16 protein-coding genes are annotated in these 22812 nt (G+C 48.1%); 14 read left to right on the plus strand and 2 right to left on the minus strand.

The window, feature by feature from the left end:
• The first annotated feature begins 31 nt into the window (after positions 1–31).
• The 6 genes from BD749_RS03240 to BD749_RS03265 all read left to right on the plus strand — a co-directional run bounded on the left by BD749_RS03240 (position 32) and on the right by BD749_RS03265 (position 6632).
• The gene (locus BD749_RS03240) at positions 32–910 is read left to right on the plus strand and encodes a metal ABC transporter permease (RefSeq protein WP_101442926.1); all 879 of its coding nucleotides are present in this window, start codon (positions 32–34) and stop codon (positions 908–910) included.
• A gap of 75 nt (positions 911–985) precedes the next feature.
• Positions 986–1519, plus strand: a complete 534-nt coding sequence (locus BD749_RS03245) for a thioredoxin family protein (protein WP_101442927.1) — start codon at positions 986–988, stop codon at positions 1517–1519.
• Between the two features lie 117 nt (positions 1520–1636).
• Positions 1637–3016, plus strand: a complete 1380-nt coding sequence (gene mnmE, locus BD749_RS03250; protein ID WP_101442928.1) for a tRNA uridine-5-carboxymethylaminomethyl(34) synthesis GTPase MnmE — start codon at positions 1637–1639, stop codon at positions 3014–3016.
• 48 nt (positions 3017–3064) lie between these two features.
• Entirely contained in the window at positions 3065–3586 is a 522-nt protein-coding gene (locus BD749_RS03255; RefSeq protein WP_101442929.1) for a hypothetical protein, read from the plus strand.
• Entirely contained in the window at positions 3558–4658 is a 1101-nt protein-coding gene (locus BD749_RS19205) for a hypothetical protein (protein WP_143741221.1), read from the plus strand. Before BD749_RS03255 ends, BD749_RS19205 begins: the two co-directional genes overlap by 29 nt.
• Before the next feature lie 549 nt (positions 4659–5207).
• Positions 5208–6632, plus strand: coding sequence for a sugar MFS transporter (locus BD749_RS03265; protein WP_101442931.1), 1425 nt, complete (start codon positions 5208–5210; stop codon positions 6630–6632).
• Between the two features lie 576 nt (positions 6633–7208).
• Here the strand turns inward: BD749_RS03265 and BD749_RS03270 are convergent.
• Positions 7209–9527 carry a GH92 family glycosyl hydrolase gene (locus tag BD749_RS03270; RefSeq protein WP_101442932.1) on the minus strand — a complete coding sequence of 773 codons (2319 nt, stop codon included), beginning with the start codon at positions 9525–9527 and terminating at the stop codon, positions 7209–7211.
• A gap of 448 nt (positions 9528–9975) precedes the next feature.
• Between BD749_RS03270 and BD749_RS03275 the strand changes: the two genes are divergently transcribed.
• Positions 9976–10530, plus strand: coding sequence for a 3'-5' exonuclease (locus BD749_RS03275; protein WP_101442933.1), 555 nt, complete (start codon positions 9976–9978; stop codon positions 10528–10530).
• A 104-nt stretch (positions 10531–10634) separates the two neighbouring features.
• On the opposite strand, the gene BD749_RS03280 is transcribed toward BD749_RS03275, so the two are convergent.
• Complete coding sequence (locus tag BD749_RS03280; RefSeq protein ID WP_101442934.1) at positions 10635–13229, minus strand: phosphoenolpyruvate carboxylase; 2595 nt, start codon at positions 13227–13229, stop codon at positions 10635–10637.
• Positions 13230–13587: 358 nt separating this feature from the next.
• On the opposite strand from BD749_RS03280, the gene BD749_RS19705 reads away from it, so the two are divergent.
• The 7 genes from BD749_RS19705 (at position 13588) to BD749_RS03315 (ending at position 22758) form a co-directional block, all read left to right on the plus strand.
• A complete protein-coding gene (locus BD749_RS19705) occupies positions 13588–14475 on the plus strand; it encodes an SRPBCC family protein (protein WP_101442935.1) in 888 nt (295 codons plus the stop codon).
• 24 nt (positions 14476–14499) lie between these two features.
• Positions 14500–14934 (plus strand): VOC family protein, encoded by a 435-nt coding sequence (locus tag BD749_RS03290; RefSeq protein WP_101442936.1) that lies wholly within the window; start codon positions 14500–14502, stop codon positions 14932–14934.
• Between the two features lie 205 nt (positions 14935–15139).
• Entirely contained in the window at positions 15140–15877 is a 738-nt protein-coding gene (locus tag BD749_RS03295; protein ID WP_101442937.1) for a phospholipase D family protein, read from the plus strand.
• Positions 15878–15893: 16 nt separating this feature from the next.
• Entirely contained in the window at positions 15894–17807 is a 1914-nt protein-coding gene (locus BD749_RS03300; protein ID WP_101442938.1) for a 5-methylcytosine-specific restriction endonuclease subunit McrB, read from the plus strand.
• Between the two features lie 11 nt (positions 17808–17818).
• On the plus strand, positions 17819–20089 hold the full coding sequence (locus tag BD749_RS03305; protein WP_101442939.1) for a DUF2357 domain-containing protein: 2271 nt from the start codon (positions 17819–17821) through the stop codon (positions 20087–20089).
• A 58-nt stretch (positions 20090–20147) separates the two neighbouring features.
• Positions 20148–20495, plus strand: a complete 348-nt coding sequence (locus BD749_RS03310) for an NUDIX hydrolase (protein WP_245868846.1) — start codon at positions 20148–20150, stop codon at positions 20493–20495.
• Positions 20496–20532: 37 nt separating this feature from the next.
• On the plus strand, positions 20533–22758 hold the full coding sequence (locus BD749_RS03315) for an FUSC family protein (RefSeq protein WP_101442941.1): 2226 nt from the start codon (positions 20533–20535) through the stop codon (positions 22756–22758).
• Positions 22759–22812 lie beyond the last annotated feature (54 nt).

A 22812-nucleotide genomic window follows, 5' to 3' on the forward strand; every position in this document is an offset into this window, starting at 1 on the left:
CTCAACCACTCAATCACTAACTCAAAGAAACATGAACGCATTCTGGATCATATTGACGGGGAGTTTGGTGGCGACTTGCTGCAGTCTGCTGGGTTGTTTCCTGATTTTGCGGCGCATGGCCATGGTAGGCGACGCGATTTCGCACGCTGTGCTGCCAGGCATCGTGATCGCCTTTCTATTCACGGGAGCTCGCGATACCGTTCCGATGCTGATCGGCGCCGGACTGTTGGGGGTACTCACCACTTTTCTCATTGAGTTTTTCCATCGCTTCGCCCGGGTGCAGGCTGATGCCGCCATTGGGGTGACCTTTACCTGGCTCTTCGCCATTGGCATCATCCTGATTTCCGTGTTTGCCGGACAAGTCGATCTGGACCAGGACTGCGTGCTCTACGGTGAAATAGCCTACGTCCCGCTTGACCTGATCATCACCGAAGGCGGCCTGAGCTTGGGGCCCCGCACAGTTTGGATGCTGGTTGTGGTAACCTTTCTGATCGGGCTGTTCATCGTATTGGGCTACAAAGAGCTTTTTCTGACCACCTTCGACCCGGCCTTCGCCGCAGCCATCGGCATCTCCACTACCCTTTGGTATTACCTGCTCATGGGTGCTGTGTCGCTTACTACGGTGGCATCTTTCGAATCGGTGGGTGCTATTCTGGTAGTGGCCTTTCTGGTAGCCCCTCCTGCCACAGCCTACCTGCTTACCGACGACTTCAAGACGATGCTGGGCATCTCCGTATTGCTGGGAATCATCGCTTCCTTTGCAGGCTATTACCTGGCCGTATGGCTCGACGGCTCGATCGCGGGTGCCATCGCTACCGTAACAGGTATAGAGTTTCTGCTGGCTTTCCTTTTCTCACCGTCGCAAGGCAGGCTACGCAGGCAGAAAAGGGTGCAGACGGTTGGTCATTAGACTAAAAAACAAGATAAAAGCCCATAAATATTGATAGCTTCGCTTCAAGCGTTTAAAATCAAGGAACAATCCCATATGTTACAGCAAATCTTCGTACTACCCTTGCTCGTGCTCACGCTCCTGGCCTCTGGCTATACCTACCGCACGGAGCCTGCTAACCAGAAGGGAGCCAAAATAAACTGGATCAGTATGGAAGAAGCAGCCGAGAAGATTAAAAAGCATCCCCGGAAAGTTGTGATCGATGTGTACACAGACTGGTGTGGCTGGTGCAAGAAAATGGACAAGTCCACCTTTACTGACCCTGCCGTGGTGGCTTACATTAACAAAAACTACTATGCCGTGAAGCTGGATGCAGAGGGCAAAAAACCGATCACGCTCAACGGCCATACTTATACCTTTAAAGAGCAGTACCGGGCGCACGAACTGGCTGTTGCGCTGCTGCAGGGCCAGATGAGCTACCCCACCACTGTATACCTGGACGAGAAATTCAACATGCTTACCCCTGTCCCGGGCTATCTTGATGCCTCTACTTTCCACAAAATCCTGACTTACTTTGGGGATAACCACCACAAGACCAAAACCTGGGAAGAGTACGGGAAAAGGAATTAATAATTATTAATGCGTAATGATTAATTATAATAAGTAATTATGTAGAGCGATTTTTAATTAGTCATTCATTAATCAGTATTAATCACTAACTATAATTCATTAATCATCCATATTACCTTGATCAATCAATTTCTACATAACGATACCATTGCGGCAGTTGCCACGGCTGCCGGCACGGGCGCCATCGCCGTGATTCGCCTTTCCGGGCCGGAAGCCATCAGCATTACCAACTCCGTTTTCAAAGGCAAAGACTTAACCCAACAGGCCAGCCATACCATCCATTTCGGGACGCTACGCGACGGCGATAAGATCATTGATGAAGTATTGATTTCACTTTTTGTGGCGCCCCACTCCTATACCAAAGAAAACGTGGTGGAGATTTCCTGCCACGGATCCGACTTCATTGTGCAGCAAATCATGCAGCTGCTTCTGAAGAAAGGTGCCCGCCTGGCCAATGCCGGTGAATTTACGAAGCGCGCTTTCTTGAACGGACAATTTGACCTGGCTCAGGCTGAGGCCGTGGCCGACTTGATCGCCTCTGACTCTGCTTTATCGCATGAAGTGGCCATGAAGCAGATGCGCGGTGGCTTTTCGCAGGAGATCAAGCGGCTGCGGGCTGAACTTGTCCATTTTGCCTCTATGATCGAGCTTGAACTGGATTTTGGCGAAGAGGACGTGGAGTTTGCCGACCGCGACCAGCTACGCAGTCTTATCCTGAACATTCAGCAGATTATTCGTGAGCTACTCAAGTCCTTTGAGTTGGGCAACGTGATCAAGAATGGCGTTCCGACCGTGATCGTGGGCAAACCAAATGCGGGCAAGTCAACGCTGCTCAACAAATTGCTTAACGAAGAGAAAGCCATTGTGTCGGATGTACCGGGCACCACCCGCGATTTCATTGAAGACGAGATCAACATCGGCGGCATCACGTTCCGTTTTATCGACACGGCCGGCTTGCGCGAAACCACCGACAAGGTAGAGGCCATCGGCGTGGAGCGTACCATGCAGAAGCTGAGCCAGTCGTCCCTGATCATCTACCTCTTCGACATCACAGGCACTACGCCGGAGGAATTAGAAGCCGAACTGGAAAAACTGAATCCAAAGAAGCTGCCTTTCCTGCCAGTTGCCAACAAAATAGACCAGGCCACACCGGATCAACTGGCCGCTTTTGCAGGTATGGCAGGGCTTGTTCAAATTTCAGCTGCAGAAGGTGCGCGCTTAGAGGAACTAAAGCAAGCGCTAGTAAATAAGGTGAACCTCGGCAAACTCAACACCCAGCAGCAGACCATCGTGACTAACCTTCGCCATGTCGACAGCCTGAACAAAACCTACGAAGCGCTGGATGATGTGCTAAACGGCCTCGGCTTAGGTATGAGCGGTGACTTGGTGGCAGCAGATATCCGTCGGGCACTTTATAGTCTGGGCATGATCACAGGCGAAATCACGACGGACGACTTGCTGGATAATATTTTCACCAAATTCTGCATCGGAAAGTAAAACTTTATTAAGATTACCAATTAATTCAATTATAAGAAACTATTAGCTATGTTTTCACTTAGAGTAACGTTGGTGCTGATAGTTATACTTATCATTCCGTATGCTATTAAATCTTTTTTTAGCATCGAGCCCTTTCCTGCAGTCATCCTCCCTAGCGGTCCAGGTAAGAGCTTAGTTAATAAATCTCAATTTGAAGTTACTACGGTTTCTTATCTTGGTAAATCAGGGGATGGTAGATGGCGGCAAGTAAATGCACAAAGGTTATTACATCCTTTACACTATCCTCTTCAACGTTATATACTATCAAGGGAATTTATGATAGGGGACAGCTCAAACATTAATTATATAAACTATCCTACCAATATTTTAAAAAGCAAATTATCACGGAATAGGAATAACTATCAAGCAAGATCTGATTTAAAAGAATTATTAAAACATAGGCTTTATTCTCAAGGGTTTAAAAGTTCTAGCCTTAAAATCCTGAAATATAAAGTTATTATTTCCATTCCTGGTGGCGATACAATAAACTCTATCCTCATTAATGAAAGCATACTATACTTGGATAGATAATCTTAACACTCTATTCTGGACAAGAGTCATTTCCTCGACAACGGTAGATGTAAAATCATTATGTGCATTCAGAATTGTTTTGGGAGCCACCTTACTAACCCTCTATTTTCCAAGCTTTACGTGGATTGCTGAAGTCCCTAAAGCGCTCTTTAATCCACCAATTTTTAGTATTGCCAATGCTTTTGACGAGTTACCAGGTATAGTATTCTTCATGACTTTGGACTGTATGATATTATTAAGTCTCAGCTGTTTAACCCTGGGAATAAAAACAAGGATATCAACACTAATATTCGCTGTTTTATGTATTATTGGATTGAGTTTTAACTATTCCTTTGGTAAAATAGACCATGGTTACACATTGTTTTATTTTACCTTACTATGTATGTCATTCTCTGGTTGGGGGACACAATTAGCGCTCTACCCTGACAAATTGACTAAATATGATTCTACGATAAAAAGCCTTTCTCTTCTTGCAGTTATAATAGCTTTTGGTATGTTCACTGCGGGGTTTTCAAAAGCCCTGCATTGGATAGACTTTGATATGACTTGGAATGGTTTTCTTCGTTGGTATATTGACAGCTATTATGGTTCTGGGAAAAAGTTATATCTAGCATCGATAGTTGAATTATTACCTCCTTTAGTTCTAGAAATATTTGATTATACTGCAGTTTTAGTTGAGCTTAGTCCTATATTTTTTCTCCTCCATTCTGGTAAAGCGTGGAGAGTATGGCTTATGCTTATCTGTATTTTACATTTAGCAATTGTATTGTTTTTAAATATTTCCTTCAACTTAAATTTCTTTGCTTACCTGATATTCATTGACTTCAGCTGGCTATATAACAAATTAATAAATATATCTAAGTTAGTGTTAAACACCTTATTAGCTTTTTTTAGTTTATATTTTCTAGTTAGACTTTATCTAATATTTAGTCAACAGCAAATGGTCACTTTCTTTCCGGGACTAAGGCCAAAATTTGATCTATACTTTGACATAATAATTTGGTTAGTTGCCATTTACTTAATTATAAACCACCTTTTGGTTTCCAAGCAAAATAGGTTAAAAGAAGCCTGAACAATATTTTCGGAGCGCGGGAATGTGTGCTCAATAATATAGGCTTTGGTATAAGCGATGGTTTGTACATAACCTTGGGCAGAAATAACACAATATTTCCCAAACATCCTTCGAGCTTTTCTCCATCCAGCTTTTGCAAATAGATGGAGAGCGCAGGCCCGCAGGTATACCAGCCCAAAAACGGAATACTGCTTTTCTGCTCACTTCCCATCGGTCTCGCTGTTTTATTCAGGTATTTTAGTATATTCGAAACCCTTGTAGCTTTTTGAGGAGTTAGATTTAGAAGTAGGTATATGCTAATAGTTAGCCGAGGGAGAGGAAAATCGTTACACCTAATTGAAAAAATATTAACCTTAGGCTATTCTGACAGCTCTAATACTGAGGAGTCGCTTCTTGCTGGTGAATAAAAACACAGTAGAAAAGGGAGAAGCCACTTATATGATGTTAGCAAATGGGCCAGAGCGAAACCCAATGGCTGGCGTGGTTAACCAGCTGAAAAGGTGCGAACACACACTGAACAAAACCTTATAAACACTAAACAATACCCCGATGCCATCCATCACACCGATCAAGACTGACGAAGCCGCTTCGCAGTCGAAAGAAACTCTGCGGGACTATAAGAACTATACCTCCCCACTCATCGTCGTGACGCTCCTCTTCTTCATGTGGGGCTTCATCACCTGTATGAACGATATCCTGATCCCAAAACTGCAGGAGGTGTTTACACTGCAACTCTGGCAGGCCATGCTCATCCAGACGGCCTTCTTTGGGGCGTATTTCATTGTGTCGTTTTTCTATTTCATGCTTTCCATCACAAAAGGCGACCCTATCCAGAAGATCGGCTATAAGAATGGCATCATCATCGGTTTGATCGTGGCCGCGCTGGGTTGTGTGTTATTCTACCCGGCGGCTGTATTCCACAGCTATGGCTTCTTCCTGATGGCCTTGTTCATCCTGGCCTCCGGTATTACGGTGCTGCAGATTACGGCTAACCCCTACGTAGCCATCCTCGGACCACCAGAAACCTCGTCCAGCCGCATGAACCTATCGCAGGCGCTGAACTCTTTCGGTACTACTATCGCTCCCATCATCGGCGGTTACCTCATATTCGACCAAGTGGCATCTGCCGAGATTGATACAGCTGATTCTGTAAAACTCCCTTACCTGGGGCTTGCAGCCTTGCTACTCTTGCTGGCTTTGCTGATTAAAGTAGCCAAACTGCCACGACTGGAAGGCAGCGGAAAAATTGAAACCGGTGCCGTGGCTGTCAAGCACCCGCACCTGGTGTTGGGTATCATCTGTATCTTTATGTACGTGGGGGGCGAGGTGAGCATTGGCAGTGCCCTGATCAATTACATCAAACTTCCGCAGATCACCGGTCTGACCGAATCGGAGGCGAAACACTACCTAGCCTTCTATTGGGGTGGTGCCATGATCGGTCGTTTCTTCGGGGCCGTGGCCTTGAGCACTCTGAAGCGCAGCGGTAAGTTTATGGTGATCGCCCTGATCGCTCTGGTTACTTTCCTGACAGTTTATGCGCTTTATGACCTGAACGAAGCCCTGATCATTCTGGGCCTGATTGCGCTGAACGTGGTGGTACTGCTGCTGGCGCGCTTTATACCTAACCGCACCGTAGGTCTGTTTGCCATGGCCGTGATCGGTCTGCTGCTGATCGGCGTTGTGGCGGAAGGTACGCTAGCCATGTGGGCGATCATTGCCATCGGCCTGTTCAACTCCATCATGTTCCCAACCATTTTCGACCTGGCCATCAAAGGGCTCGGCCGCCATACCAGCCAGGGCTCTTCGCTGCTAGTTATGGCGATTGTAGGCGGCGCCATCGTACCGCCGCTTCAAGGCCTGTTCGCTGACCTCACCGGCGACTTGCAACTTTCCTTCATCATCCCGATGATCTGCTACGCTTACATCGTGTATTATGGCTTTGTGGGGTATAAAGTGAAGGAGGCTCAGGTATAGCAGAGACTCTGAATTTAAAATAAAAAGAGACCGTGGGATTACCCTGCGGTCTTTTTTTGTATGGATCTTTATACAGGGCTCCTACCCCAAGAGGGGAATTACCTCTCCTAACCCCTCCTAAAAACAGGAGGGGGGAATACGTGCACGATTAACACATCCCTGCCCCTCTCTTTAAAGAGGGACTTTTCTGTAGCTGCCATTCGTCAGGTATAAGCTTCGCAGTGAGCATTTGGCTGTACCGGGTCCAACCACCCCTACCCCTCCTTGTCTAAGGAGGGGAGTCGGTAGCTAACTGTTCGCAGATATAAGCCCTGTTGTTTCCGGTATTTTCACACATCCTTGTCAGGTATAGCAAGAGTGACTTGCCCCGGAGGCGATGAAACAAATCACACTGGCCATGTGCACTTTTGACGATTTTGTGTTTGAGCGGTCAGCGAGTTTAAAATCGTCTTGACTTTTTTGCCTACTTTTTTTGTCAAGAAAAAAAGTAGGTGCCCGCCGCACAGGCGAAGCTATAAAATAATACAGCTTGCTATACCTGCAGCAGCAGTTGCCACAATGCAAGCTATACCTAACTCACGGCGCTATAGCAAAAAGCTTTTTATTCGGCTTACTTCCCATATAAAACGTAATCTTCCCACCCTTTATGATCTCATCATGCGTCAGGTAAGTGCGATTCACAGGCTTCCCGTTTAACTCCATTTTCTGCACATAAACATTCTTATCGCTCTGATTCTTTGCTTCTATGCTAAAAGTCTTGCCGTTCTCCAGGTTGATCGTGGCCGATCGGATGGCGGGACTCGTGATGGCATATTGGTCTGATCCAGGAGCTACCGGGTAAAAGCCGAGGGCGCTGAAAATGTACCAGGCGCTCATTTGGCCGAAGTCGTCGTTACCGCCCAGGCCGTCTACTGTCGGTTTGTACATGGCCTTGAGTACCATGCGGGTGCGCTCCTGTGTTTTCCAGGGCTGATCAGTCCAGTTGTAAAGGAAAGGCATGTGGTGCGAGGGTTCGTTGCCGTGCACGTAGTTGCCGATGATGCCTTCGCGCGAAATGTCTTCAGTGTTCTCGAAATACTTATCCGGCAGTTCCATGGTGAAGAGTGAGTCCAGGTGCTGGGCGAAGCGGGTCTTGCCGCCCATCATGGCGATCATCTGGGCTGGGTCGTGCGGCACATACAGACTGTAGTTCCAGGAGTTGCCCTCAATGAAGCCCTGCCCGTGCGTGTCCAGCGGGTCGAACTCCTGCTTCCAGGTGCCGTCGCTGAGTTTCGGGCGCATAAAGCCGGATTTGGCATCGTACACATTCTTGTAACTTTCGGCACGCTTGCTGAATTCCTCGTAGATATCGGGCCGGTTCAACTTCCCGGCCATCTGTGCAATGCACCAATCGTCGTAAGCATACTCCAGCGTTTTCGATACCGAAGAGCCATTCTTATCCTCCGGCACATAGCCCATGTCCATATAGTACTCCAGCCCATCGTAGTAGCGGGTGCGGGCGGTCTGTACGCAGGCATCCAGGGCGCGGTTGGCATCAAAATTACCGTTGCCTTTCATCACCGCATCGGCAATCACGGGCACGGAATGGTAACCGATCATGCACCAGTTCTCGTTGGCGTAGTGCGACCACACGGGCAGCATTTTGTGCACGCTCTGGTCGTAGTGAGCCAGCATCGATTTGATCATGTCGTTGTTGCGGGCGGGCTGCAGGATGTTGAACAGCGGATGCAACGCCCGGTAAGTATCCCAGAGCGAGAAGCTGGTGTAGTTGGTAAAGCCATCTGCCTGGTGCACGTTCATGTCGAGGCCCCTATACCTACCGTCTACATCCATGTAGGTGGTCGGGCCCAGGAAAGCGTGGTACATGGCGGTGTAGAAATTCACGAGATCGTCCTTGCCGGCATCGACCACCACTTTGCTGAGCTCTTTGTTCCAGGCAGCCTGGCCTTCGCGCTTCACCTGCTCAAAGTCCCAGTGCGGAATCTCGGCTTTCATGTTGGCCAGGGCTCCCTCGGTGCTTACCGGTGAGAGGGCAAATTTGATCTTGATCTTCTCTCCTTCTTCGGTTTTAAAATCGAAGTAGGCTCTCAATTTCTTGCCCGCGAACTCAGGGAAGTTTTTGGTCTGGTCGAACTTGCGCCAGAAGCCTTTGTATACCTGCGCCTCCGAGTAATCTTTGTTGCCATACTGGTGGAAAGGTTTGCTGAAGGCCATGGCAAAGTATACGGTGCGGGTGCGAGCCCAGCCGTTGGTCTGGCGGTAACCGGTGATCAGCGTGTCGTTCTCCACGCGCACAAAGGTCCAGGTGGTTTTGCCGTCGTAGTTGTAGATGCCCGACATCAGGTCCAGGATGATGTGCGCCTCGTCCGACTTGGGGAAGGTATACTGGTGCATGCCCACCCGGTTACTAGCCGTAAGTTCTGCCAGAATGTTGTGGTCGTCGAGCTTTACCTTGTAGTAGGCCGGTTCCGCCGCCTCGTTCTTATGCGAGAAAGCTGAGCGATAGCCGCTTTCCGGCTTGTCGGCCGTGCCTGGGTTGAGTTGCAGTTTGCCGGTGGTCGGTGCGATCAGGAAGTCGCCCAGGTCAGAGTGGCCGGTGCCGCTGAAGTGGGTGTGGCTGAATCCGACGATCGTGTTGTCGTCGTACTGGTAGCCGGCGCAGTACTTGTACACGTCCTTGTTGTACTTGCCGTTCACCTCGTAAGGGATGGTGTCGGTATCCGGACTCAGCTGCACCATGCCAAAAGGCACGGTAGCACCCGGGTAGGTATGGCCCATTTTGGCGGTACCGATCATGGGGTTGACGTACCTGACCAGGTCAGGGGTTGAGGATTTCTTTTGCGCAAAGGTGAGGCAAGGTATAAGCAGCAGAACGGTTAGGGTAAAAACTCTCATAGTTTGTTGTTTAGGTTTAGCATCCGGTTAGGTATAGCTCTTAAAGTTAAAGTTTATTTTTAAAATTTAGCCCCCTCCTATGCTTGGCAAAGGGAATGATAAAATGAGTGTTTCTAATTGCAGGACTATCGCTACTCGGATTTGCGTGGATCAGGTATAGGAACCAAACTCTCCCCTTGAGGGGAGTTGGAGGGGTGTTTACAACTGCGTAAAAATTGTATGGCGGTCTAATACTAGCAGTTTAACTCCGAACATGACACTCCTATTGACCTATGGTCGCAAGTTTCGAACTCCCGTTCTCACTTGTCCTCACGGGGATAGTTTTCGGAATCCATCATCTCTGTTGTTTTACCTAGTGTTCAAAGGTTGCTCTTAAGCATCGTACCGGCAAATTGACTAAATTGCGCCTTCGCATTTCAATACCCCTGCATTTTAACTTCGCCGCCTGATGGATTTTATTGCACTCGATTTCGAAACGGCCACGCCCCAGCGTGACAGCCCCTGTGAGATAGGTATCACCGTGGTGCGCAACAGGCGGATCGTCGAAACGCGGTCCTGGCTGATCAAGCCCTTGTATTACCCTAACTTCAATTCCTTTAACATTGCCGTGCACGGCATCCGGCCCGCTGACGTGAAGGACCAGCCTGATTTTGCAGAGCTCTGGCCGCAGCTGAAACCCTACCTCGAAAACCAGTTGCTGATTGCCCACAATGCAAGCTTCGACATGAGCGTGCTGCGCAAAACGCTCACCACCTATGGCATTCCGCTGCCGGAGGCGCGCTATACCTGCAGCCTCAAATTTTCGAAGAACATCTGGAAAGGCATGCACAAGTACGACCTCAAAACGCTCTGCAATATGCACCGCATCGATTTCCTACATCACCGCGCCGCTTCCGATGCCGACGCCTGCGCCCGGCTCTCACTCAAGGCCCTTGACCTAACGGGAACCAGCTCGGAAGCGGAGTTTGATGTGCGCATGGGGAGCAAGATCAGCCGTGTCTGATCACTAATGTGAAGTCCCCGGCGTCAGTATTCCATCTAAAAGGGAAAAGTCCCGTGCTCCCCTCTTTTCGTGGCGGCCGGCACTAGGCGTCCATCCAGGTATCATCAGGCCGAATTACGCTCGGCGTTGATAATACCAAATGAGCAGCGCATCACCAACTTCTCGTATACCTGCTTTTCTTGCGGCGTTGCCCCTTGTTCTTCCAGACTCCGGATGCGGGCCAGGGCGTACTGCTGAATCGTGATGAGCGGTAACTCGATGCGTTGCCGTAGCCGGATCGAGAGCTCATCCATGGGTTTGTCGGCCATCAGCGTGTCGGCCCCCGCCAGCAGGAGCACGTATTTTTTCGTCCGCTCAAACTCCTCGTATATCTGCTGCCAGAGCGGACCGTACGTGGGATGCTCCGCCAGGTAGGCCGTCACCGGAAAAAAGCACTTCTTCATGGCCATCTCGGAGTTGTCGAGCAGGGTTTTGAAGAACAGCGAGTGTTTGTAGAGCTGCTGCAGTTTGGGCCAGTATCCTTTCGCATGTAGCGCCTCCAGTGCCCTGCCCACGCCGTAGTAACCCGGCAGGTTCTGTTTCAGCTGACTCCAGGCGCCCACATAGGGCACGGCGCGCAGATCATCCAGGTTGAGCTTGCCGGCTTTGCGCTTCGAGGGGCGACTGCCGATGTTGGCCTCACCGTAGTAGCGCAGCGGACTCACATAGGTGAGGTACTCCAGGAAAACCGGATTGTTCTTCAGCTCGACATAAGCATCGTAGCTCACTTCGGCGAGTTCCTGAAGCAGCTGGTCTTCGTCGGGGCTGAGGGTGGGCTTTTTGCGGTTGAACAGACTGTTGCTGATGCCGGCGTGCAGGAGTTGCTCCAGGTTGAAGCGGGCCGCATCCACGGAGCCAAAGTTGGAACTCACCGTCTGGCCCTGAATGGTGAGCTGAATCTCTTTGTTGGCGATGTTGTTGCCCATGGAGGCGTAAAACTGCTGCGTTTTGCCGCCGCCCCGTGCCGGAGGCCCTCCCCGGCCGTCGAAGAAAATCACCTCCACGTCATACTCCCGGCTCACCTGCGTGAGCGCCTCCTTGGCTTTGTAGATGCTCCAGTTGGCCATCAGGTATCCGCCGTCTTTGGTGCCGTCAGAGAAGCCGAGCATGATGGTCTGGGTGTTGCTCCGCCGCTGCAGGTGCTCCCGGTATACCTGATGCTCGTAGAGCTGCCTCATCACAGATGCCGCCTGCCGCAGGTCCGTAATCGTTTCGAAGAGCGGCACGATGTCTACGGTGAGGGCTTCGGCTTGCCAGCCTTGCAGGCGGAACAAGGTATAGACCTCCAGCACATTAAGAGCGCTGGTGCAGTGGCTGATGATGTAGCGGTGGCATCCCTCCTCCCCGTTGCGCTCCTGTATGGTCCGGATAGCGGTTACAGTTTGCAGCGTGTCCTGCAGCAGCTCATCGTCTGAGAACAGATCGAGGTCTTGCAGACTATCTGCTATACCTGTCAGGGCAGCAATTTTCTCCCCATCAGGCAGCTGCGCATAGTCTTTTGGCAGCAGGTCGGTGCGCTGCGAAAGCTCCTCAAACAGGTGGCTGTGCACAGAGGAATCCTGGCGGATGTCGAGCGTGGCGAAGAACAGGCCGAAGAGCTCCACTTTGGTGATCAGTGCCTCCACTTGTTTTAAAAACAAACTGTTATGCTCCTCCAGTAGCAGCCTGCCTATCTCCCGCAGTGAAGTGAGAATATCCTCCTGCTTCAGATCCAGGGTATAGCCGGGCACAAACAGGTGGTTGTAGAGTTTGGCCTCCAACTCCTTCAGCAGATCTTCCACGCCCCTGAAAGTCAGGCGGCGCCTGAGCAGGCGTATGTCTGCATAGTAAGCCCTGATAGCCGCAACCCGCAGCGCATCGGCCACCTGCAGCGTAGTGTCTGCTTTCACAAAAGGATTGCCGTCGCGGTCCCCTCCCGGCCAGAAGCCCATCCGGATCAGTTTAAAGCCCGGCCGGATTACCCCCGGAAACTGTGCCTCCAGGTAAGAAATAATGTCGCCGGAAGCACGGTAAAAAACATTCTCCAGAAACCAGATCAGGCTGACGGCCTCCTCATAGGGAGTGGGTTTCTCTTTCTTGAAGAAAGGCGTTTTGCCCAGCTGCCGCAGGTATGAGTGCGCCTGCGAGGTATTGTCAGTCGCAAGTGCCTGCGACAGGTCGTTGATGATGCCCAGTACATTGCTCGGGTAAAACTGCGTAGGGTGGGCCGTGAGGACCATGCGCACCGCAAACTCCTGCAGCTTGCGGGCCAAATGCTCCTGTGCCTGCTCGTGCAGCACCGCAATGCTCAGCTGGTTCAGGGTGCCTGCGCCGTGCATGTCGTGGGTGTCGCGGAAGGCCGCCTCTTCCAGGGCATCGAACAGCACCACCCGCCGTTCTGCATACTGCACAAAACGGAAGAGCAGGTCGTGCTGCTCCTGCTCGGTGCGGTAGTTGGTGTACTGCGCAAAGAAGCTTTGGATGATCTCCTGCGGACTCTGCTGTCGCTGGTAGCCGTCCTCACAATGCAGTACCAGCAGCGAGAGCAGCACGCCTGTTTTTTCCACCCGGTGGAAAGGCAGCGACGAAAACAGACTGTTATACATTTCATAGCGCGTGCCAACCAGGGTGGAGAAGGCTTCCAGGTTGGTGTCGGCGCGCAGGGTACTTTGTGTGTTCATAGTTTCAGGGGATCAGTCGTAAAATTTTCTTAAGATAAGAAATTTTGATTGGAGGGTACAGGTATGCAGCTTATAACCTTTGGCAAGTGCCTGCATCAGGGCCTAAACCGGGCTTCGCTTTATTGTCGCAAATTGCCCTTCATTTGTCTGTTTACACCCCCTTCTTCCAGCCCTGTCAGTTTATTATTGTACTAGTCAGAGCAGGGCAGACGAGCGGCCTGGGCTATTAGGTTCTGGCGCAGCAGCAACATGAATTCAATTGCTTCTTCCTGTATTCCATTTGAATTTATATGTACATTCATGCTGCACTTTGTCAATCCTGATCACTAGTTAATCATTTCAAAATAAGCTAAATACTATGGAAAACACTTCAAAAACCACGTCCGTAACCATCAGCGCAAACGTGCAGGCTCCGGTTGCGAAAGTCTGGCAATACTGGACTGAGCCGCAGCACATCACCAGATGGAATAATGCCTCCGATGACTGGCATACCCCACGCGCAGAAAACGACCTGCAGGTGGGTGGCACGTTCCTCTCCAGAATGGAGGCCAAAGACGGCAGCATGGGCTTTGACTTCAACGGCACTTACACCGATGTGCAGAAACACAAGCGCATTGCCTACGCCCTGGAGGACGGCCGAAAAGTAGAGATCAAGTTTGAGCCGGCTGGCAATGAAACCCGTGTCACGGAAATCTTTGATGCAGACCCAAGCCATTCGGTGGAGATGCAACAGGCGGGCTGGCAGGCCATTCTGGATAACTTTAAAAACTACGTAGAAGCTGCTGCCAAGCCCCGCACGCTGCACTACGAGATCAGCATACAGGCGCCCGCCGAAAAGGTATACCGCACCATGCTCGACCCGGAGCAGTACAGGGCCTGGACCGCCGTGTTTCACCCGACCTCGCATTACAAGGGCTCCTGGGAGAAAGGCGCTAAAATACAGTTCCTGGGTCTGGACGAAAAGGGTGTTGCCGGCGGCATGGTCAGCCGGATAAAAGAGAATATTCCGAACAAGTTTATCAGCATCGAGCACCTGGGCCTGGTGCAGGACGGCAATGAGATCACGAGCGGACCGGAAGTAGCCGAATGGGCGGGTGCGCTGGAGAACTACACCTTTACCGAAAAGCAGGGCGAAACGGTACTGGCCGTTGACGTGGACACGAACCAGGAGTATGAAGCCCACTTTTCTGAAACCTGGCCTAAGGCGCTGCAGAAGATAAAGGCCCTATGTGAAACCGGATCCTAAACCTTTAACTCACAAAATAGAACGATGGCAACAGTAAGCACCTACCTCAATTTCACGAACCAGACCGAGGAAGCCTTCCATTTCTACAAATCCGTTTTCGGGACCGAGTTTATAGGCAGCATCTCCCGCTTTGGCGACATCCCTCCTTCCGAAGACATGCCGCCTATATCGGATGCCGACAAAAACCTGATCATGAACATCGGTTTGCCGATTTTGGGCGGGCACCTGCTCATGGGAACGGACGCGCCTGAGTCGATGGGCTTCCGGCTAACGAAGGGCAACAATGTGTACATTACCCTGCACCCTGACTCCCGCGAAGAAACGGAGCGCTTGTTCAAAGCGCTTTCGGAAGGCGGCAAAGTAGAGCAGGAACTGCAGGATATGTTCTGGGGCGACTACTACGGCAGTTGCGAAGACAAATTCGGCGTCCACTGGATGTTCAACTGCGATCAGAAGTAAACAGAAATCATAAAAGCAAAAGAGCCGCTCTTTCAATCATGGAAGGCGGCTCTTTTGCTTTTTGGTCCTGTTTGTACTTAAATACGTTTTTTTTCACAAATGATGCAATGAACAAACTAAATACAATTATATTAGCACTACTATATATGTCGAAACATCATATTTTTACTACTCTTAAATTGTAATTAACAAACTTAAAATTTCAATGGCTAAATTTCTTGATACTACTGGCGTATCTTACCATCTCCAACAGTTGATTAATAAATCTAATGAAAGATTAGTGCTTATTAGTCCTTATCTTAAAATCAATGAGAGAATTAAACAATCCTTAGAAGATAAGGACAGGCTTAAAATAGATATTAGAGTTATCTATGGTAAAAATGAGCTACAACCTGAAGAAAATAACTGGTTGAAATCAATGACGAGCATTCGTTCTAGTTTTTGCAAAGATTTACATGCAAAATGCTATTTAAACGAGAATGAAGCGATTATTACTTCGATGAATTTATACGAATTCTCCCAAGTAAATAATAATGAGATGGGTATTTATGTTGTGAAAGATTCAGACCCAGAGTTGTATAATGACATTTATAAAGAAGTACAGAGGCTAATTAGAATTAGTGACGAAATTATAGTCTCAATTGAAAAAGCTCCCAAGGAAAATATTTTAGCAACAGACATTCCTAAATCTAAGGTCGATATTAAAACTGGTAAACCAAATGACAAACCAACAGGTTTTTGCATTAGAACAGGAGTGAAAATTTCTTTTAATCCGGAGCGGCCACTTAGCTATGATGCATTTCAGGTTTGGAATCAATTTGGTGATATTGACTATCCTGAACGTTTCTGTCATTTTTCAGGTGAACCATCTAACGGTGAGACAAGTGTTCGACGTCCAATATTGTGGAAAAATTGGAAAAAGGCGAAAGAGTATATAGGCTAAAATTTAGATAATTGTTATGTCTCTCCCTTCTAATATCACTAAGGAACATCTACTTAAAGCTATAAAAAAGATAGACATAGAGGGTATTCCAACAAAAGCACATTCTTCAACATATGACGTCGTATTTGGTGGAAAAAAGTATCCTCCAAAATTAGTATTATCTTATGCTAACATTTTTGCAAACAATAAGGAACTCGATAGAAATACCTTTGAGGGTGGACTGGACACTCAATGCTTTAATATTATTGAAAATAATGGATTTAAAATAGAAATGAAAGATGCTAATTTCTTTCCTTCATTGATTAAGTATTTATCACAGGCTCAAACACCAGATCAAAAAACAAAATCCTATATAAAATCTTTTAAAGACCTCAGGGTTGAAGTAAGTTTCGGTCAAGGAAATAAAACATGGGTTCCTTGGTTAGCTTTTTTAAGGGAAGGACATGCTGTATCAAATGGTATTTACCCTGTTTTTCTAAATTACCTTAAATATGATGTTCTAATTTTAGCTTTTGGGCTTAGCGATACAAACAAACCTCAAAACAGCTGGCCTCTATCTCCCTCTGTAAAAACTATCAATCAATTTTTTTTAGAAAAGTTTAATCATAAACCTCCAAAGTATGGAGATTCATTCGTCTACAAATATTATTTTTTAGATAAAAACAAGAACACATTCAGTCTGAATGAAAACGAGGTGGAAGAAGATATTTCAAATATAATCAGTATCTATAAGAACCTTAATCTAAACGGTACAACAAGTATCAGCTCTAATCAACAGATAGTTTTCCCTGAAAGAAATGAACAGATTTTGAAGAGTAAAATCTTCAATTACGTTTCATTAGCACTCGATTTAAGAAATGCTGGCCTAGCTTTCTCAGAGCATCTCATCCTACGCTTTGCAGCTTCTCTAATTACTAAGCCTTTTGTTATACTTACAGGTCTATCTGGGTCAGGTAAAACAAAGCTTGTGCAAGCCTTTGCAAGATGGATTACGGAAAAAGATAATCAGTTATGCATTGTCCCAATAGGTGCTGACTGGACCAATCGAGAACCTTTGTTAGGCTTCCCAAATGCATTAGACCCAACAAAGTATTCTATCCCAGAAAATGGAGCTTTACAGCTTCTTATTAGTGCGAACGAAAATCCTGATAAGCCCTATTTTCTTATCTTGGATGAGATGAACCTTAGCCATGTAGAACGTTATTTCGCGGACTTTCTTAGCGCTATGGAATCACATGAACCTATACCTCTCCATGCTGAATCAGGTATAGTTGATGTTCCAACCAATATTAAGTTACCTAAAAACCTTTTCATAATTGGTACGGTCAACATTGACGAAACAACTTATATGTTTAGTCCGAAGGTGTTAGACAGAGCAAATGCCATTGAATTCAGAGTAACTGAATCTGAAATGGATAATTACCTAAAAAATGCAGCTAAGCTAGACCTTGATAAGTTGAAAGCTAGAGGTGCTGATATGGCATCAGACTTTGTTCTTAAAGCTAAGACTGAAGTTGAAGGATTTAGTGATTATGAAAATTTGAATTCAGCCCTGTTACTGTTCTTTAGTGAGCTCAAAAAGGTGGGTGCAGAGTTTGGCTACAGAACAGCCTCAGAAATTAAAAGATTTTCAGAAGTGATTCATTCACTTGACGCGGGCTGGGATACAAATCATATTATTGATGCAGCAATTATTCAGAAGCTGCTTCCTAAACTACATGGTTCACGGCGTAAAATAGAACCTAGTCTAAGGGCACTTGCCAGCCTTTGCCTTGTTCAGCAAGACGATGCCACCAAGCTTTTAAACACACCTGAAACTATTGATTTTAAGGATGTCGAAAAAGTAAGATTCCCAATATCGCTCGAGAAAATAACCAGAATGCATAAAGCTGTGGTGCAGGATGGATTTACCAGCTTTGCGGAAGCTTAATAAGCTGAAATATGGCAAATCCCACCCAATCTGTAGCAGTTGCTCTGACAGATGGCAGCTTCGTAACACTTACCATATTTTCTGAATCTGATGTAGATGCCTCGCTACAACTAATAGATGCTGCAGAAGCTGCAGAGAATGGCGAAGCTCCATTACAACTCATGGAAGGCTTTTCCTATGAGTACCAGATAGAGGGCAACTATAGGCTGCAGGAAGTGCCAAAGATTGTTACACCTTCACGTGCCAATATATCATCAGGCCGCATCACTCCTAATATCTATGTAGGTTCTCTTATACTAGATGTTCTCGATAAGGACACCTCCGTAAACAAGGGATCTATTACGATAGAGGTCAGGTCTATAAAGACTTCTTACCGGCAGGATTATAGATTTATGCTGGAAGACATTACGGAGAAATGTACTGATTTGCTAATGCAGTATACCTCACCAGTATCACAGCATTTTACAGTAGATTTCAATCGAGATCCCCAAACACTGTATCAGCGGTTTGCTTTCGTAAAATCTTTGATAGAATCTTCAGATTTCAAGGAAGCTGTACATCGTATTGTATCCTCTCCTGTAACATCCTGGGCTGAGAAAGAAGAAGAGGGAGACATTAGAAGAGCCAGACGTATAAATAACGCCACAATGCGTCAATTTATAACCAGCTCAAGCAGATTAGAATTACCGGCTACTCATCCACTTCATTGTCGTCTAGCTTCAGTTCCTGCTAAACTGAGAATTAGAAGCAAGCACGAAACGGTAGATACACCGGAGAATAGATTTATAAAACATGCACTAACTAGTTTCACTCAGTTCTGTACCGAAATTCGGATACAGTTTTCAGAAGATAGTCGCGCCTATCAGGAAGTTGTACACCTTGAAGAAGTTCTGGAAAACTTTTTAAGCCATTCTGTCTTAAAAGATGTATCCCCTCCAGTTTCTTTAAATTTAAATAGCCCTGTTCTTCAAAGAAAAGAAGGGTACAGAGAAGTACTGCGTGCCTGGCTCATGTTTGACATGGCCGCTAAACTAATCTGGAAAGGTGGCGATGATGTGTACAGTGCAGGTAAACGTGATGTAGCTACACTTTATGAGTACTGGCTCTTCTTTACTCTACTGGATACTTTTAAAGAGCTATTTAAAGTAGAGCCATCTACTTTAGAAAAACTAATAAAACCTACAGCGGACGGTCTTGGACTTCAACTTAAAGCTGGCAAGTTTATTCCTTTCCAAGGGATATTCGATGCTGGAGGACGAAAATTAAGGGTACAGTTCAGCTATAACCGTACTTTCAGGGGAGATCAACCCTACCCTTCTGGTGGAAGCTGGACAAAAGCTATGCGTCCTGACTATACATTGAGCATCTGGCCGGAAGGCATAAAGCGCAACGATGCAGAAGAACAGGAGCTAATTACACATGTGCATTTTGATGCAAAGTACAAGGTGTCACACCTTACAGAAATAATAGGTGATAACAACCTAGATCTGAGTAAGGAAAAAGAGGAACAAAGAAAAGGGAATTACAAGAGAGAAGACCTTTTAAAAATGCATGCTTATCGGGATGCAATCAGAAGAACCGGAGGCGCTTATATTCTATATCCGGGCTCCCAGCTTTTTAATAAATCTGGTTTTCATGAAATCATACCCGGCCTTGGAGCATTCCCTGTCAGCCCCTCCAGAGATAAGAATGGAATCTCTGAATTAAAAGCTTTTATTTCAGAGATTATAAACCAGATTCTAAACAGAGCTTCTCAGAAAGAGCAGCTATCGTATAGAACCTATAACATTCACAAAGACGGACCGTCTGATATTTTACAGGAATCTATACCTGAAAGATATGGTAATGAAAGAACACCACCTCCGAATGATGTACATGTTCTTGTAGGTTACTTCAAGGATGCTAATCATCTTAATTGGATTAACCAACAACAACTCTATAATGCAAGAATAGACAGCGATAGAGGTTCTTTGCATCTCGGCCCATCAGAGGCCGGAGCCAGGTATTTACTTTTACATACAAAGGCTCAACTCACAACAGGAGAGATCTGGCGAATTAAAGAGAATGGACCACGTGTTTTTTCAAAGGAAGCTATGATTAAAAGGAATTACCCTAATCCTTCACAGCACTTTTACCTGGTTTATGAAATAGAGAAGGTAAGCGCTATAGAATTTGAGAATATGAAATGGGATATCAGGCTTTTAAAAAAACATAACAAAGGAAGAGGGTCAGCCCTACCATTTGCTGTTTCTTTAACCGAGCTAATGAAAGCAAAAGTATAATACCTCCCATGCAAATCATCGACAAACTGCCTGGATCGAAATCCGGGACGGCAAAATACTGAGCACCCGCAGCAAGGGAAGAACCAAATACTATTTCCCCGGCGGAAAACGCGAAGCAGGTGAGAGCGATTTCGAGGCGCTGTCGCGGGAAATAAACGAAGAACTCAGCATTGCCCTGATCGAGGACAGCACCCGGTTTCTGGGTATATTTCAGGCGCAGGCCGATAGCCATCCGGATGGGGTGCAGGTGCAGATGACCTGCTATACCGGTCCCTATACCGGCACGATCGCCGCTGCCAGTGAAATAGAAGAAGTGGTGTGGCTTACCTATCAGGACAGAGAGGCCGTGTCGCCCGTTGACCAGATCATCTTTGACTGGCTGAAAGAGCAGAAGCTTCTCCAGTAACCTAGATTGATTTCTGTACTTCCCGTACATTTGCGGTATGCTGCAGGAGCTGAGACATTTTATCAGAAGTACCGACTTTGTAAAGGCGTTGGTGATCACCTTTGGTGCCGCTGTGCCTGTATCGCTGGGGCTATGGCTTGAGCAGGTGCCCTACTTTCTGAGCGTCGCCATGGGCGTGGTGCTGGCTTCGGGAAGCGATGTACCGGGCAGCCGGAAGCATAAGACCGTTGGCATTCTCGTATCGGCCACCATTGCCATGCTGGCCAGTACTGCCATCGATCTGGCAGCAGGGAGTATATTCCTGCTGCTACCGGTGCTGGCTGTGCTGGTGTTCGCCATCTCCTTCATTTCCGTGTATGGTTTCCGGGCTTCGCTGGTGTCTTTCGCCGGCCTGATGGCCATTGTGCTGAGCTTTGTACACGCGCACACGGGCGCCGATATTTTTATACACGGTCTGCTGATGGGCGCGGGTGGCTTGTGGGCACTGCTGCTGTCGCTTGTTTTCCATTCGCTGCTGCAAAGGCGGCAAACCGAGACGCTGCTCATTAACTGTCTGCGGCAGACGGCCCGCTACATACAGCTGCGCGGTAAGCTGGCCACAGAAGAGCAAAACCCGGAAGGGCTGCAAAAAGAGTTTTACAACTTACAAGTGAAACTAAACGAAACGCACGAGGCCCTGCGCGAGGTGCTGCTGCACGAGAGGCAGAGCTCAGGCTCTTCCAACTACCACCGCAAGCAGCTCCTGATCTTTATCGACCTGATCGACATCTTGGAATTATCGCTGGCCAACCCGGCCAACTACGAACGTGCAAGGGAGCTGTTTGGCCACTCCGTGCGGGTGCTACTTCCTTTTATTAAACTGGTTTTTGAACTGTCGGCCAAGCTCGAACACCTGGCGGACAGCATGCAGCTGCGGCGTGGCCTGCCGGAAGAAAATGACCTGGAGCCCTTGCTGGAAAAGTGCCGCGACAGCATCCGGCAGTACGTGGAAGAACTGAAATTGCCACAGGCTCGCGAGGGTGCGCTGCTGCTCCACAACCTGCTGGACTACGAAGAAAAACTGCTGCAAAAGATCACCTCCATCGAGCGGGTATTCCTGAACCTGGAGGAGCAGCAAGGCATCGGCATGCAGAGCCGGGAAAGCCGGCAGTTCATCACCCAGCAGGACTATGATGTGCGCATCCTGCGGGACAACCTCTCCCTGCAATCGCCGATCTTTAAACACGCCGGCCGGCTGACGATTGCGATGCTGCTGGGCTACGGGTTGGGCATTCTCTTCCCGATCCAGAACGCCTATTGGATCCTGCTCACGATTGTGGTCATCCTGAGGCCCGGCTATAGCCTGACCAAGGAGCGCTCGAAGCACCGGCTCTACGGCACCTTGCTGGGTGCGGTGATTGCGGGGCTGATTGTGCTGCTGGTGCAGAACGTATACCTGTATGGTGTGTTGGCCCTGGTTTCGCTTGTCCTCTCCTTCGCCTTCATCCAGCGCAACTACCGCACCTCCTCTATTTTTGTAACCACCGGCGTTATCTTCATTTACGCCCTCATCACCCCGGATGCCTTCGACGCGATCCAGTTCCGGGTAATTGATACCCTGACGGGCGCTGTTATTTCCGTAGCGGCTATCACCTTTTTGTGGCCTTCCTGGGAGTCGCAGAGCATCAAAAGCAGCATTGTGAAGGCGCTGCACGCCAACCGCCTCTACCTGGCCGAGATTGACCGATATAGCCAGCACAGGTCGCAGAACACCACCGACTACAAACTTGCCCGGAAAGAGGCTTTTTTGCAAATGGGCAACCTGAACGCGGCCTTCCAGCGCATGAGCCAGGAGCCGAAGTCGGCACAGCAGCAACTGATGGAGTTCTACGAGATCGTCGGGTTAAACCACACCTTTCTGGCGGCTGCGGCGGCGCTGGGCACTTTTATCCGGGATACAAAGACAGATGCAGCCTCGGAAGACCTGCACCTGATCATCAAATCAATAGACGCCAACCTGGTGCAGGCCCTTCAGACCCTGCAGGAGGAGGCCGTGGCCGAAGATGTGGCCAGGGAGGAACTGATAGAGGCCTACGACCACTTGGAGGGCAGGTATAACGAACTGGTGGCCATCCGCACGCGCGAGCTGGCCGGCGCTACGTACAAGCCCATCGCCCCCGACTTCCTCAAAAACCTGAAAGAGGCCCGCCTGATCTCGGATCAGCTGAAGTGGCTGCATAGCATTTCCGGAAACCTGAAACAGGCGGTGAAAGAACTAGCCTGAATCCGTGAACGCCAGGGAGTCCTTAGGTATACAAAGGCATCCTATAAGGCGTAT

Source organism: Pontibacter ramchanderi (assembly GCF_002846395.1).
In the GTDB taxonomy this organism is placed as follows: domain Bacteria; phylum Bacteroidota; class Bacteroidia; order Cytophagales; family Hymenobacteraceae; genus Pontibacter; species Pontibacter ramchanderi.

What these genes read in the sequence shown, in the direction of transcription:
- BD749_RS03240 (WP_101442926.1), top strand. Translation starts at nt 32, where the DNA reads ATGAACGCATTCTGGATCATATTGACGGGGAGTTTGGTGGCGACTTGC.
- BD749_RS03245 (WP_101442927.1), top strand. Translation starts at nt 986, where the DNA reads ATGTTACAGCAAATCTTCGTACTACCCTTGCTCGTGCTCACGCTCCTG.
- BD749_RS03255 (WP_101442929.1), top strand. Translation starts at nt 3,065, where the DNA reads ATGTTTTCACTTAGAGTAACGTTGGTGCTGATAGTTATACTTATCATT.
- BD749_RS19205 (WP_143741221.1), top strand. Translation starts at nt 3,558, where the DNA reads ATGAAAGCATACTATACTTGGATAGATAATCTTAACACTCTATTCTGG.
- BD749_RS03265 (WP_101442931.1), top strand. Translation starts at nt 5,208, where the DNA reads ATGCCATCCATCACACCGATCAAGACTGACGAAGCCGCTTCGCAGTCG.
- BD749_RS03270 (WP_101442932.1), bottom strand. Translation starts at nt 9,527, where the DNA reads ATGAGAGTTTTTACCCTAACCGTTCTGCTGCTTATACCTTGCCTCACC.
- BD749_RS03275 (WP_101442933.1), top strand. Translation starts at nt 9,976, where the DNA reads ATGGATTTTATTGCACTCGATTTCGAAACGGCCACGCCCCAGCGTGAC.
- BD749_RS03280 (WP_101442934.1), bottom strand. Translation starts at nt 13,229, where the DNA reads ATGAACACACAAAGTACCCTGCGCGCCGACACCAACCTGGAAGCCTTC.
- BD749_RS19705 (WP_101442935.1), top strand. Translation starts at nt 13,588, where the DNA reads ATGGAAAACACTTCAAAAACCACGTCCGTAACCATCAGCGCAAACGTG.
- BD749_RS03290 (WP_101442936.1), top strand. Translation starts at nt 14,500, where the DNA reads ATGGCAACAGTAAGCACCTACCTCAATTTCACGAACCAGACCGAGGAA.
- BD749_RS03295 (WP_101442937.1), top strand. Translation starts at nt 15,140, where the DNA reads ATGGCTAAATTTCTTGATACTACTGGCGTATCTTACCATCTCCAACAG.
- BD749_RS03300 (WP_101442938.1), top strand. Translation starts at nt 15,894, where the DNA reads ATGTCTCTCCCTTCTAATATCACTAAGGAACATCTACTTAAAGCTATA.
- BD749_RS03305 (WP_101442939.1), top strand. Translation starts at nt 17,819, where the DNA reads ATGGCAAATCCCACCCAATCTGTAGCAGTTGCTCTGACAGATGGCAGC.
- BD749_RS03315 (WP_101442941.1), top strand. Translation starts at nt 20,533, where the DNA reads ATGCTGCAGGAGCTGAGACATTTTATCAGAAGTACCGACTTTGTAAAG.